The organism is Mariniflexile fucanivorans, from assembly GCF_004341235.1.
GTDB lineage: Bacteria > Bacteroidota > Bacteroidia > Flavobacteriales > Flavobacteriaceae > Mariniflexile > Mariniflexile fucanivorans.
Map to the genome: position 1 here is coordinate 73,040 of NZ_SLUP01000003.1, position 14,860 is coordinate 87,899.

The following is a 14,860-nucleotide window of genomic DNA, read 5'->3' on the forward strand; positions in this document are numbered from 1 at the left end:
CTTTTACAACTCCCTATTCTTTTCCTGTATGTTTCTAACAATTTGTGCTGCCATTCTTCTAGAAACAAATCGGTGCACGGTTGAAAGACATTTATTCATAAAACCCGGTATGGCAACTATTTGTCCTTTTTGCATGGCATTATAACCATAAAGTGCCACTTTAGAGGGGCATGCCATATTGAAACTGATTTTATTTTCTGAAGTATTATTTGAAACTACTTTTTGAAACGATGTTTTAGTTGGCCCTGGGCACAAAGCTGTAACGGTAACACCTGTTCCTTTTAACTCGTTGGCTATAGCTTCGGAAAATGATAATAAGTACGATTTTGAAGCATAGTAAATAGACATGAGTGGACCAGGTTGAAAAGCTGCTAATGACGACATGTTCAGTATTTTTCCTGAACCCCGTTTCACCATGCCATCGAGTATTAATTTAGTTAAATGTGTTGTGGTTAAAACATGCACGTACAACATGGCAGATTCTCGCTCCCACTCGGTATTTGCGAACGTACCAAATAAGCCAAATCCTGCGTTATTAACTAAAACATCTATGGGAACTTCGATAATTTCCTCCATTATTTCGGCAGCGACATTTGGTTTACTTAAGTCTTTTAATAGTGTAGATACTTGGCATAAAAACTTTTTTTCAATGTCAGTTTTTGCTATTTCAAGGTTATTTTTATCGATATCGATTAAAATTAAATTATACCCATCATTAGCTAATAATAAAGCTAATTCATAGCCTAAACCTGAAGCACCCCCAGTTATCAATGCGGTTTTTGTCATAAATATAAGTTCTAATTAGGAAGACATTAAGATGCAAATCTATTAATTTTAATGAAATTATGTTTGTAAACATTCAAAACGTTATACGAACTTACTGTTTTGGTTATTTTTATTCGATTAGTGACATAAAAACATTTTTACAAGAGTAAATTTTAGTAAAAATGTAATTATGAATTATTTTTTAAGCACCTAAAAGAGGTAAATGCTTTATTCTATGATAATTTAATGCTAATGAAATACAGTGTTTTAACTCTACTTCCGGGATTTCATCTTCTAATTGAAACACGATGGCTCGGTTTCCTTCAAATTTAAAGGTGTCTTTATAAATAATTTTAAATGTTTCAACTAGTTTGGATGTACATTTAAAATATAAGGCATATTGGTTAGGCGTTTTGCTTTTCCAATCCATTCGTACGGTGCTTCCGTGTTTAGTTAAATAGCTTGGTTCTCCCCATTTTAGGGTTTCTTCAAGAGTATCTAAACCGTTGATTCTTTCAGCAGTTTTTATAACCAATTTTCTAAGATGCAGCATTTGCTTTTCTACGGTGTTAGGGTAGCTTTTAAAAACATCTTCAACTTTAGGATTACTGACAAATTGCATATTTTTTGTTTATTGGAATAATTTTTGCTCTAATTTAACTGAATTTATATAGAGTTGCAAAGTTTTTGATACCTTTGCAGCCCGCGTTAAGGATTGAAGCGGCATCCTTTTGCTTTTTTGCAAAAGATATAGCGTAAAGCCTGACGCACTTTTTCCATTAAAAGCAAAAGTGGGTAACGCCCAAATAAAAAAATTACTATTTCGTTAATGGGGTCGACTGGTTTTGACAGCGAGATTAATTGAACGGTAAGCACGTGGTGCAATGATTTTGAAACACCTTAAAGACTAAATCGAACTTTAAACGGCGAGAATAACTACGCTTTAGCTGCATAATTCGAATTATAGTAGAATTGGCCTAGGTACACAAGGTGTACAAGCTTTATGTCTCCGGAAAGCCTTGATTGACGGCGTTCCTTTTTGAGGCATCGTAAATGTCAATATAGGAAATAAAGTGCTTTGATTTATTTTTGAAACTAAAAAAGCTAAGCTGTAACTAGGTTGTCTTTAACCAGGTTGCAGTCGAAAACCCAAGAAAAGAATAAACGTGTAGAAAGCCCTTTGGTTACTTGTTTGGACGAGAGTTCGATTCTCTCCGACTCCACTAAATGACTATCAAGTCAAAACAAAAACCCTGTAAATTTATGATTTACAGGGTTTTGCATTTTATTTGACATCATATAATATCATTTAAAACCATCCCAATCGAGACCAATTCGGTGACCCCTTTTGAATTTATAAAATAGGTCTCGCTAAGCATAATATTTCACTCATTTTCAATCATTTACAAAATTAATACATTAGGTTTTCACATACTAATTTATTACCTTTTGGGCGTTAGCGAGACCTAAAAATTTATATAATTATGAAAACAGACTTTTCTATCCATTTTCATCTTATCAATTCAAAGATTAATAATAAAGGATTAGCCCCCATTTACTTACGGTTAACGGTAAACAATAAACGTGTAGAATATAGTATTAGCAGAAGGTTAGAACCTAAATTCTGGAATTCAAAAACTCAGCGTGTGATGGGTACAAATCGAGATTCTGTAGAGATTAATAATCATATTGACAATCTTAAGCATAAACTAAATAAAATACACCAAAGGCTTATGGACGAGGATGCACGTATCTCAGCAACTTCTATGATTAACCTTTTAAAAGGAGGTGGAAAGAAAGTAAGATTTATACTTGAAATTTTTAAAGAACATAACGAAAGGACCGATTTATTGGCAGGTAAAGACATCTCTGTAAGCACAGCAAAGCGCTATTGGACATGTTATGATCATGTAAAACAATTTATTGAAGAGGAATATAGGTTAGAAGATTATAAGCTCAGAGACATTGACTATCGTTTTGTCACCAAATTTGAATTCTTTTTGAAAACCGTTAGAATATGCAATCACAACTCAGCATTAAAGTATATTAACAATTTCAAGAAAATAATTAGGATTGCTTTAGCTAATCAATGGATGGATAAAGATCCTTTCTATAATTTTAAAGTTAAATTTGAAGCTGTTGAACGCGATTTCTTGACGGCTGGAGAAGTAGAGACGCTTTACACAAAAGAGCTTCATTTTGACCGTTTAAAAGTTGTTAGAGATATGTTTGTGTTCTCCTGCTATACGGGGCTTGCTTATTCAGATGTAGAAAAACTCACTAAAGCAGATATTACCATAGGCATTGATGGAGACAAATGGATTAGTATTAAGAGAACGAAAACAAATACCAGAAGCAGCATTCCATTATTACCCATCGCAGAAGAAATTTTGAATCGCTATGCCTATCATCCAGAAGTTATAAGAAGTGAAAAGCTAATACCAGTATTCAGTAATCAAAAGTCGAATGCTTTTTTAAAAGAAATAGCAATCATGTGTGGAATCACTAAACCATTGACTACTCACTTGGCTAGACACACTTTTGCGACAACTATTACTTTAACTAATGGAGTCCCTATAGAATCCGTGAGTAAAATGCTAGGTCATAAATCATTGAGAACAACTCAGCATTATGCTAAAATTGTAGATAGAAAAGTGAGCGATGACATGAAAGTTCTTAAGGAAAAATTGGATCTGCAAACAAAAACCAACAAAACTGACTCTAATAATTCATAGGTCTTTATTCAATTTCTAAATACTCCAAATATAACAATTTACACTTCTATTTAAACATCATTTTTTTCTTTGCGACCAAGGGGAGCAAACGAGAATGTGTCCACAGACACACATCTCGCATTCCTAACCAAGACCATTTTATTTTAAAGGATGACAAACTTAATTTAAGTTCTATGCCATTTAAATAAGTTAACCAGATAAATCGTATCTAAACATTTATTTGCTTTTGAAAAGAAAAACAAAATATCTTAAAAACTATATAACTTATTAATCTTTTCATAAGCCAGTGTTTTTTATAAATAAATTGATGATTTGATGATTCACGTTCTTAACTCTATAAACACAAGATGTTCATAAATATCAATTTTTCATCATTCCGTCATTTATATTTTACTAACTAAATTAGCCGATATCATTTATAGAATTTTTGATGATTTGATGACAATACCCTCTAAAGCCTTATATATAAAAGGTTTTACGTGTCATCGTTTTGTCATCAAATCATCATTCTTCATTTTTTAAACTTCTTTTCTTTCATCATTATTATTTTTGATGACAGTTTGATGACAGTTTGATGACAGTTTGATGACAGCCTTAGCCCATATAAACAGGAGTTATATCTCATTCCATCATCATGTCATCAAAATTTTGAATGAATTTAGTTAAGAGAATGATAAACAAATTAAAATATTTTATCATTCAGCAAAGTTATGATAAGAAAATGCGATTATCTTATCATAATAAATTATCTTTATAAAGAAAAATATTATTTCTATACACAATGGAATCAGAAAGTTTAAAAAAATTACCGCTTAAACAAGATGTTGAAAGCAAAAAAGTACTTAAAAAATTAGCTTCAGCACATAGAGCATTAGCGGAGTTAAAGGGCATAGTTTCAAGTATTCCGAATGAAAATATTTTAATAAACACTCTGGGGCTTCAAGAAGCAAAAGACAGTTCGGCAATTGAAAACATAATAACAACTCATGATGACATTTTTAAAGCAGAATTAAACCTTGAAGGTTTCAAATCATTAAATGCTAAAGAAGTTCAAAACTATATCTCTGCATTAAAAAAAGGGTTTGGCTTTATTAAAAAAAATAAAATATTAACAAACAATGATATTATTGCAATCCAATCCGAATTAGAAAAAAACAACGCTGGCTTTAGAAAGGTTCCTGGAACTGCTTTGAAAAATGCATCAACAGGAGAAATTGTATATACGCCACCACAAGACTATAATACCATTCGAGATTTAATGACAAATCTTGAACAATATATAAATGATCCATCAATCTCTGATTTTGACATTTTAGTCAAAATGGCAATAATTCATTATCAATTTGAAAGTATTCACCCTTTTTATGATGGCAATGGAAGAACTGGACGAATTATTAATGTTTTGTACTTAGTAATGAATGATTTGATCAATTTACCAGTTCTTTATTTAAGTCGATATATTATTGAACATAAAGTAGATTATTATAAACTTTTACAAGAAGTTAGGGAAACAGACAATTGGGAAAATTGGGTGTTGTATATGCTAGATAGTGTAGAGCAAATTTCAAAAGAAACTATTGTTTTAATAGAAAAAATTAAAGATTTAATATATGAGTACAAAAACTTATTAAGAAACAATTATAAATTTTATAGTCAAGATTTATTAAATAATTTATTCAAGCATCCATACACAAAAATTGAGTTTATAGAAAATGATTTAGGAGTCTCAAGAATAACAGCTGCTAAATATTTAAATCTTTTAGCTAAAGACAAAATACTTAGAAAAGAAAAATTAGGTACAGGAAATTATTACGTCAATGAGAAATTGATTGAAATTTTAACTCTAAAATAAAAACACTTTTGTTCATCTTTTTTGAATGTTCAGCGACACTGAACAAATGAAATTATTGAACACACTTCGATTTTTATAAAAACCAATTCGCCATTCGCGAATTGCAAATCAAGGGAATGGAATTTGAAGCGTTTTGTTAAATTTTGACTTCAGAAACAGAAATGAAATGTTAAAGTTTGTTAAAACGAGACCAATTCGGTGACCCCTAAAAAAAGCACCTCTTGAACACCCTATAAACACTAGAAAGTTCAATTTTTGGTCGTTGTCTCCGACTCCACAATTAAATTTTAAAAACGTTCAATTTTCATAAATATTGAAATTTGGACGTTTTATTTTTATGATTTTTTGACGTTTTTTTTAAACTATTGTTAAATTTTATAACATGTTTATTTCTAATTCTCATTTGAGGTTAATTAAAAAGTAAATTTTGTAAGAATATAAATCTAATATGTAGAAAAAAAATATAAAAAACATCATCAACTCTTAATATTACTAGGCTAATAGTTAATGACTTAAAAACAGTAATTCATCGAATATAATCGCTATTTAAAGGATAGTTAGCTACTCTTAATTTAGAACGTAATATTTTTATTCCAGAAATAAATGTTTATTCTCTAAACAAATATTGAATTTTGATTAATAGCGCCAAATAATTTTAAAACAACAAATCATACTAGCTGGATTTTGCTAGCACTTCATGTTAAAATAAAAATTATAGCCTATTAGGCTTCATTTCCCTCAATGAAGTAATTAATATTTATATTGAGCTATATTTTCACTTTTAACATACATAGTAACTATTAAAACCAAGTGTTTTAAACGAAAAAAAGTTAATTGATTACTAAATGTACAACAGGTTTAGACCAGTAAAATATAACATATTAAGAGTCCCAAATAAATATTCAAACTAAATCCTACAGAAAAAAAATGAAAATTAAGTCGCAACATCAAAATAAAACTCAATTGGATCCACTTACGCATGAAATTGAAAGTATTATTCAAACAACTAACACGCAATTAGAGATATGGACAGATTGTTTAATTGGAAGTAGTGATGCCAATAAGGCTTATAATCTTTCTTATTCCATTACGTTTAAAGGCGACTTAATATTAGAAACATTCCAAAATGCCGTAGATGCTTTGGTGGGTCGTCACGAAAGTTTAAGAGCTTCCTTTAGTTCAAACGGTATCTATATGAATGTCTTTAAAAATCTTAAAGTTGAAATAAGGTATGATGATATTTCTCAGTTTTCAGTAAATGAAAAGGAAAAGACTAAAGAAACCATCATTGATGAAGAGGTTAATTCTGTATTCGATCTTGTTAAAGAGCCTTTATTTAAAGTTAAGATAATTAAAATTAATGATTATGAAAATGTAGTCGTACTAACGCACCATCATATTATTGGAGATGGTTTAAGTATCAACATCATAGTGGAGGAGCTTAGCATTATTTATTCATCATTGATTGAAAACACCATACCAAAACTAAAAAAACCAGAACGTTTTAGTGATTATGCCAAAACGGTTAATGCACTACTGCCCACTAGCGAATTTAAACAAATTGAAGATTTTTGGCTCGACATTTATAAAGAATCGGTACCTACAGTTGAGTTACCAACAGATTTTGTAAGACCTCCTTTACGAACCTATGATAGCCAACGTCTCGATTTCCCAATAGACACTAAGCTTATAGATTCGCTTAAACAAGTTGCAACCAATGCTGGTTGTAGTTTAGCAACGGCAGTGCTAGGTGCTTACGAGGTTTTTTTATATAAAATTACAGGTCAAAATGATTTAATTGTAGGAGTTCCCGTTTCAGGAAATAGACAATATGACATGAAGCATTTAATAGGAGATTGTGCAAACCTTCTTCCTATTCGAAGTAAAATTAATCCAAAAATCAGCTTCTTAGATTACTTAAAACTAAGAAACCCCGAGTTATTAGGAGCCTATAAAAACCACCAACTAAGTTTTGGACATCTACTTCAAAAATTATCAGTTGCCAGAGACCCTTCTAGGGTTCCAATGGTACCCGTAACATTAACCGTTGATTTAAATAGGGATTTAGCTGAAAGTAAATTTTCATTCACAGGGCTTTCTCATGAATTCATGATAAATCCTAAAAAGTTCACCTCTTTTGAAATGCATCTACATGTGTGTATGTGCGAACAGCATCCAACTTTTCAATGGGCTTATAATACCTCTCTATTTAAAGAAGAAACCATAAATCAAATGATGTTGTCATTTGAGGATATTATAAATAAACTAACTGCAGACCAAAACGGACCATTAGCCGATGTTATAAACGGTGATTATTTAGCTGATTATAACAAACTAAATGACACAGAAACACCCTACCCTAACGTTTCATTAGCTGAACTGTTAAATAAACAATCTGAAATTTCACCTAACAACATTGCCATTGAATATAAAAATACTCAAATAACTTACCAAGATTTACATATTAAAGTAAACCAATTTGCTCATTATTTGGAAGCACAAGGGGTACAATCTGGCGATTATATTGCAGTATCCTATCCCAGAAGCCCAGAATTAGTTTATGCGATTTTAGCAATTATCCAATGTGGTGCTGCCTACCTTCCATTAGATCACGAATATCCTACCAAACGTGTAGAATATATGATGGAAGATTCTGAAGCTAAATATTTATTAACCAGCAAAGCCTTGTCTTTATCATTACCAAAATGCTCTAATACTATTTTGATTGATGATGCGATGCAAGCATTACATCAATATCCTACCTCAAAACTTGAAAGGTTTGTAGACCCTGAAAATGTTTTATACTTATTGTACACTTCTGGTTCTACCGGAAGACCTAAAGGAGCAAAAATAACGAACAGAAATGTAGTGAATCTTTTTTATTCTTTACAAAATGAACCTGGCATAAAAGAAACCGATAGAGTCCCTTTTATCTCTACCATATCTTTTGACATTGCTAGTTTCGAGCTCTTTTTCCCTTTATTTAAAGGTGCAGTTTTAGTAATACCAGACCATGAAACACCAAGTGATGGCAGGCTATTTTTAGAAATGCTAGAAAAGGAAAAAATATCCTTAATTGTAGCGACACCTACCACCTACCAAATGCTTTTAGATTCTGGATGGAATAAAAAATTACCCATAAAAATATGGTGCTGTGGCGAACCTTTACCTGCTAAACTGGCTAAAGAACTTATTGATAAAAGTGATGAGCTTTGGACCTTGTACGGCCCTACGGAAGTAACCATTTTCTCTTCATGTAAACACATTAAAGATGAAGACACTATCATTTCTGTTGGTGGCCCCATCAATAATATGCAATATTATATTGTGGATGAGCACTTAAACCTTTTGCCTCCAAATGCCATTGGAGAAATTGCAATTGGTGGAGACGGCGTTGGAAAAGGCTATTTAGGAAAACCAGAATTAACCGCCGCAAAATACATTCCAAATAAGTTTTCAGATAAAAAAGATGCTATCATGTACCTTTCTGGAGATATAGGAAAACTACTTCCAAGTAACGAAGTGATGTGCTTGGGACGTATTGACCACCAAGTTAAAGTAAGAGGGCATCGTATTGAAATTGGAGAAATTGAACATGCATTAACATCTATAGAAGGCGTTAAATCGGCCATTGTACTAGCTAAAAAAGATATTCTTGTTGCTTTTATTGTTGTAGATTATGAATACTCATCAGAGCTTGATGAAATAAGGTCATGGAGAAACGAATTAGCTTCTCAATTACCAACTTTCATGGTACCACATATTTTTCATATTCTTGAAAAAATGCCTAGAACTCTAAACGATAAAGTAGATAGAACAGCATTATTGGAATATAAATCAACTTCTGAAAATGAAGATAATTATACAGCACCTCGAACCAAAGAAGAACAACTGGTTGCAAACATTTGGCAAGACATATTAAAAAAAGAGCGTATCGATATTTTTAGCAACTTTTTTGAAATGGGTGGGCATTCTATTATGGCGGTAAACGTTATGGTAGCCATAGAAAAGAAAATGGGAAAACGCATTCCTCTTTCTGCATTATTTCAACATTCAACTGTTGAAAAATTTGCCAAATTGTTAACTGTAGAAAACGAAATTTCTTCAGATTACCTAGTTCCCCTTAAGCCAACGGGAACTAAGACGCCTTTTTTCATCGTTCATGGCAAAGGACTTAATATTTTAAATTTTGCTCACATTATTAAACATTTTGATGAAGACCAACCCATTTATGGTTTTCAAGGTGTGGGGCCTGACGGCTATGATAATTGGTTTGAATCTGTCGAAGCTATGGCAGCACGCTATGTTGAATCTGTTTTAGAAGTTAACCCCAAAGGGCCTTACGCAATAGCTGGTTTTTCTTTTGGAGGCATGGTTGCTTTTGAAATGGCTCGCCAATTAAAAGCACAAGGTAAAACAGTGAGCATTATAGCTGCATTGGACTCGTATGTAGATTCTTCTTATTATTCTCCTACACTTTGGCAAAAAAAATTAGTAAGATATTACGATCGTACATACAGACGCTTAGATTATTTAATACAAATGTTCACAAGTTGGGAAGCTTTAAAACTAAGAGCTCGCACGAAAAAAGTGTATCTACAAAAAAAATACTTAGGCTTAAAAGATGAAATAACAGAACAAGAAGCTGTAGCCCATGAACTTTATTTAGAAGCAGATCGTATGGTTTCAACTTTAGTTGATAAATACCAGCTAAAACCAGACAACTTTGAAGTAGAATTATTTCGCGCAAAAGATGATGACACCTATAAACTAGACCCTAACCACTTAGGATGGAAAAAAGCGGCATTAAATGGTGTTAACATTCATAATATTTCTGGTAATCACTTAAGTATTGTTGAGCCACCAAATGACAAAAAATTAGCGTGCATGTTACAAGATCTATTAGATAAAAAACATCTCATTAAATAATAAATATCGTCATTTAATTTAATCAGTTAATAAAAAAAACAATTTCTCAAGTGAACAATAGATTAACAAACTTAGGGCTAACGTTTATTTGACAGGGTTACTACGCTTTAAAAAAAAGGTATCCAATTTGTGCAAACAGACTGTACTTTTAAAAGGAAATTACATGACGAAACTTTAAATTATTATAAACAATTATGAAAAGACATAACAGCAATAGTTCAAATAATGAGATAAGCGGGGTTAAAATGACATACCCTAAAAGTACTTTACACAAACTATTTGCTGATAGAGCTGAAATGTTTCCTAGTTCGGTTGCACTTGAATTTAATGATGAAAAAGTGACGTATGATGAATTAGGAAAACAAATCAATCAAATAGCTCATTATCTTTGGAATCAAGGTTTGAGACCAGGGCAAGTTGTTGCTATTTCATTGGATAGGTCTCCTGAATTAATCGCATCGCTTTTTGCTATTTTACAATGTGGTGCATCTTATGTTCCTATAGACACCATGTATCCCGATGCCCGATTAAATTTAATAATTGAAGATGCAGCTGCTACCTTTCATATTGGTTTAACTCCAATAAAAAATGTTACAAATAATGTTGTTTCACTTTCTATAAATGTCATTTTAAATAATAGTTCAAACTTACCTACAATACCTTTAAATGTTAATGTAGCAACAGAATCTGCCGCTTATATCATTTATACTTCTGGATCTACTGGAAAGCCAAAAGGCGTTCAAGTTGCCCATTGCAATGTCATTAACCTCGTATATTCCATGGCTAACGAGCCTGGGATTAATGAAACAGATAAGATATTTTCTGTAACAACCATCTCTTTTGATGCCATGGTGATGGAAATTTACCTCCCACTACTTTTTGGAGCTTGCGTAGTTCTTGTTGATGAAGATACAAGGATGGATGGAAAACTCTTAATGAAAAAAGCGGTTAAGGACAAGATCACCGTTTTGTGGGGAACGCCAAGTATATGGCAAATTTTACTGGACTCAGGATGGGAACAGCCCTTAAAAATAAAGGCTTTAATTGGTGGTGAAATGGTACCCATGCCATTGGCTCATAAATTATTATCAAAATGTGATGAGCTTTGGAATATTTATGGCCCAACAGAAACTACGGTTTGCTCTTTTTTAACTCAAATTACACTTAAGGATGATCCCATAACCATTGGATTGCCTATTGCAAATACAAATGTCTATTTATTAGATGCTGATAGAAACCCAGTAAAGCATGGAGACATAGGAGAAATTGTAATTGCTGGAGATGGTGTCTCTTTAGGTTATTTAAACCGTCCCGAACTTACCAACGAACGCTTTATACCCAATACCTTTAATGATGAAGACCATGGCAACATGTACCTTTCTGGCGATTTGGGTAAACTTTTGCCTAATGGCCATGTTCAATGTCTTGGACGTATCGATCATCAAGTTAAAGTTAGAGGCTACCGTATTGAAATTGGAGAAATAGAGCATACTTTAATGTCTATTGAAGGGATTAAAACAGCCGTTGTATTAGTAAAAACGGATATACTTGTTGCTTTTTTTGTAGCTGAAGCTGATATTTCTGAAGATGTTGATCTTATGTCTTTATGTAAAAACCACTTAACATCACAATTACCGGCATTCATGATACCGCAAATTTTTCATGAGATAGAAAAAATACCTACCACTTCAAACGATAAAATTGACCGAAAAGCATTATTAGAACAATTATCACATTCAGAAAGTACTAAAATTTATACGGCTCCACGTTCAGAAGAAGAAAAATTAGTAAGCACCATATGGAAAGAAAACTTGAATATCGACAAAATAGATATTTTTAGTGATTTTTTCGAATTAGGAGGGCATTCCATTAAGGCCGTTAAGATTATATCTGACATAGAGAAACATACAGGTAAAAGGATTTCACTTCCTACACTATTTGAACACTCCACTATTGAAAAGTTTGCAAAACTCTTGCAAATGGATAATGACATTTATGCAGATTGTTTAGTGCCATTAAAATCAAACGGACATAAAAACCCCATATTTATGGTTCATGGAGGTGGCCTTAATGTGCTAAGTTTGGTTAATATGAGTAAACACTTTGATGAAGACCAACCTTTTTATGCCATTCAGGGCGTTGGACCAAAAGGCTATGACGATTGGTATGAATCCATTGAAGCTATGGCTGCACACTATATAGACGCCATTGTAAAAGTTAACCCAAAAGGCCCTTACGCTTTGGCAGGTTTTTGTATTGGAGGTGTTGTTGCCTTTGAAATGACACGACAATTAAAACAACAAGGAAAAGAAGTTAGCATGACCGTTTTACTTGACTCTTATGTTGATTCCTCTTATTTTTATAAAACGCTCAAACAAAAAAAACTAGCTAAGTATTTTCAGCGTACTCATAGAAGATTAAACTTTTTAAAAGAAATGTTATTGAGTAGAAAAGCTATTATGGCGCGTATAAATTCAAAAAAAGAGTACTTACATAAAAAACATTTTAACCACGATAACAATGTTACCGAGCAAGAAAAAATTGCACAGGAACAATTTGAAAAAGCCGTAACCTTAGTTTATAAAATTATTGACCGCTACCACCTTAAACCACAAGATTATAAAGTGGACTTGATACGATCTAAAAATCATCCTGCGCATACTTTGGCACCTAGCCATCTGGGGTGGGGAAAAGTGGCAAAAAAAGGCGTTAAAATCCATCATATTCCTGGTGATAATTTCGATATACGAGAGACACCTCACGACCATGTTTTAGCACGTATCATTCAAGGGATTTCAGATGAAAAACATGCCTATATCTAACCTATTAATTTCCTTTTTCAATTATTATGATATAATAAATTTATCATTAATAAATATTTCTTAAATACGAATGAAATGGTCATTTACAGTATTAATTTACTTATTTAACTAACTTAAGATTTGTTTTAGCAAAACTTCTTAATTCATAAGAGCTTAAAAGAGCTACATACTTAAACAAGTTTACCAAAGCTAAAACCGAGAATGCTTTTTAAAATCTTTAGGACGACCTCTTCTAAATAAAAGAGTGAAAATTTATGGTAATAAAACCATAAAAAGTAACAGTCCTTATTGTGGAAAACATAATATTATCAGCCAATTTAGTTAAAATCGAAAAAATACGCACCTTCCGAAAATTGTTTTTTTTAATTGCAATAAAAACTGTAATATTATCATTCCCTAGTGCTATAACCAGTCCTTTTCATACTGGTTTTTTCTAATAGTTTTTATTTTATGGTTTGTTCCCAATGAGCAACTAAGCTTGTATGGAAAATTACTTAAGCACTATTTATGACGGAAAATAAAACACGTATTCAAATTTTTGACATAGCAAAGGGCATTAGTATCATTTTGATGACTATGACTCGTTATCCTTTTATTGAAACCTACCCTATTTTAATGTCTTTCCAAAATGTTGCAATCATTTTTAAAATGCCTACATTTATTTTTATATCGGGCTATCTCCTCAGCGATCGGTTAGATTTCAAAAGTTTTTTACATAATAAAATTGATGGTTTGATAAAACCCCTAATAGGCTTTTTGCTTAGTTTAACCTTGCTAAAAATAACTCTTTATATAATTGTTTCAGATGAAGCATCCTTACATGGTGGTTTAGAATACATCTTGGACTTGCCAAGGGCATTATATCATGGGAGTTTTGTTGCTGTAAATGTTTCATTCTGGTTCATAGTTGCGTTATTTTTAGGACAATTGGCTTTAAAAGGATTTTTAGTAATTATGGATTTAAAGAAACCTATCAAATACCTCTTTTTGATCACTTTTTTAATCATATTATTAATTTTAAATACGATGAAAATAAATTTTTTATGGTCAGAGTATATCCCAATCTTTTTTACTTATCTGTTTTTAGGCTATGGTTTTAAAAAAATAAGGATTCATTATTTTAATGCAACGCCTTTCTTCTACAGTAATAAAATGGTCCTATTCCCAATTTTATTTTTAATCTTACATTTTACATTGAAAAATTTAAATTTTGATATCGATTTAAATTTAGCTGGCCTCCATTATAATTATCACTATCTTTTAATACTGTCTATTTCTGGCGTTTTTTCAGTTATTTATTTATGTCGATACATTGAGAAAATACCAATACTGAATTCTTTTTTAGTTTACTGTTCTAGAGCTAGTTTTTTTATTTTGGCATACCATATATTCATTAAAGATGTGTTCTTAATTCTATTTGATTTAGAAACTTATCAACCGCTATTACATACATTTTTATTTTTATTAAATATCGTACTGTGCTGCCTTATTTACATGTTCTTAAAAAAAGTTCCATTTGTTCGCATCTTATTTTATCCCTTAAAAACAATTGTATTTAGCGATTTAGAAATTAAATTATTAAAATCTAAGTATATCAACAGATTTATTCCAAAAGAAATAGCCTTGGCATAACTTTCAAAAGAAATACTTTAAATAAAATAAAAATTACAACACATACTTCTAGCAACTTAAATGCAACTGTTTACCTTTAAACACCTCGTTATAATCACTTTATGATGGCATTAATAAATTCAAGG

At 31.6% G+C, this 14,860-nt stretch carries 7 protein-coding genes and 1 other RNA gene; 6 read left to right on the plus strand and 2 right to left on the minus strand.

Going from position 1 to position 14,860, the window contains the following annotated elements:
* Positions 1-3: 3 nt before the first annotated feature.
* Positions 4-786 carry an SDR family NAD(P)-dependent oxidoreductase gene (locus tag EV196_RS07085; protein ID WP_132216809.1) on the minus strand — a complete coding sequence of 261 codons (783 nt, stop codon included), beginning with the start codon at positions 784-786 and terminating at the stop codon, positions 4-6.
* Between the two features lie 181 nt (positions 787-967).
* Positions 968-1,387 carry a DUF1801 domain-containing protein gene (locus EV196_RS07090; RefSeq protein WP_132216811.1) on the minus strand — a complete coding sequence of 140 codons (420 nt, stop codon included), beginning with the start codon at positions 1,385-1,387 and terminating at the stop codon, positions 968-970.
* Positions 1,388-1,596: 209 nt separating this feature from the next.
* On the opposite strand from EV196_RS07090, the gene ssrA reads away from it, so the two are divergent.
* The 6 genes from ssrA to EV196_RS07120 all read left to right on the plus strand — a co-directional run bounded on the left by ssrA (position 1,597) and on the right by EV196_RS07120 (position 14,735).
* Positions 1,597-1,991: a transfer-messenger RNA gene (gene ssrA, locus EV196_RS07095) on the plus strand.
* 258 nt (positions 1,992-2,249) lie between these two features.
* Positions 2,250-3,500, plus strand: coding sequence for a site-specific integrase (locus EV196_RS07100; RefSeq protein ID WP_132216813.1), 1,251 nt, complete (start codon positions 2,250-2,252; stop codon positions 3,498-3,500).
* A gap of 781 nt (positions 3,501-4,281) precedes the next feature.
* Entirely contained in the window at positions 4,282-5,352 is a 1,071-nt protein-coding gene (locus EV196_RS07105) for a Fic family protein (protein WP_132216815.1), read from the plus strand.
* Positions 5,353-6,279: 927 nt separating this feature from the next.
* Positions 6,280-10,281: a non-ribosomal peptide synthetase gene (locus tag EV196_RS07110; protein ID WP_132216817.1), complete on the plus strand. Its 4,002-nt coding sequence runs from the start codon at positions 6,280-6,282 to the stop codon at positions 10,279-10,281.
* A gap of 194 nt (positions 10,282-10,475) precedes the next feature.
* Positions 10,476-13,103 carry an amino acid adenylation domain-containing protein gene (locus tag EV196_RS07115; protein ID WP_132216819.1) on the plus strand — a complete coding sequence of 876 codons (2,628 nt, stop codon included), beginning with the start codon at positions 10,476-10,478 and terminating at the stop codon, positions 13,101-13,103.
* A 507-nt stretch (positions 13,104-13,610) separates the two neighbouring features.
* Positions 13,611-14,735 carry an acyltransferase family protein gene (locus tag EV196_RS07120; protein WP_132216821.1) on the plus strand — a complete coding sequence of 375 codons (1,125 nt, stop codon included), beginning with the start codon at positions 13,611-13,613 and terminating at the stop codon, positions 14,733-14,735.
* Positions 14,736-14,860 lie beyond the last annotated feature (125 nt).

What these genes read in the sequence shown, in the direction of transcription:
- EV196_RS07110 (WP_132216817.1), top strand. Translation starts at nt 6,280, where the DNA reads ATGAAAATTAAGTCGCAACATCAAAATAAAACTCAATTGGATCCACTT.
- EV196_RS07105 (WP_132216815.1), top strand. Translation starts at nt 4,282, where the DNA reads ATGGAATCAGAAAGTTTAAAAAAATTACCGCTTAAACAAGATGTTGAA.
- EV196_RS07090 (WP_132216811.1), bottom strand. Translation starts at nt 1,387, where the DNA reads ATGCAATTTGTCAGTAATCCTAAAGTTGAAGATGTTTTTAAAAGCTAC.
- EV196_RS07120 (WP_132216821.1), top strand. Translation starts at nt 13,611, where the DNA reads ATGACGGAAAATAAAACACGTATTCAAATTTTTGACATAGCAAAGGGC.
- EV196_RS07085 (WP_132216809.1), bottom strand. Translation starts at nt 786, where the DNA reads ATGACAAAAACCGCATTGATAACTGGGGGTGCTTCAGGTTTAGGCTAT.
- EV196_RS07100 (WP_132216813.1), top strand. Translation starts at nt 2,250, where the DNA reads ATGAAAACAGACTTTTCTATCCATTTTCATCTTATCAATTCAAAGATT.
- EV196_RS07115 (WP_132216819.1), top strand. Translation starts at nt 10,476, where the DNA reads ATGAAAAGACATAACAGCAATAGTTCAAATAATGAGATAAGCGGGGTT.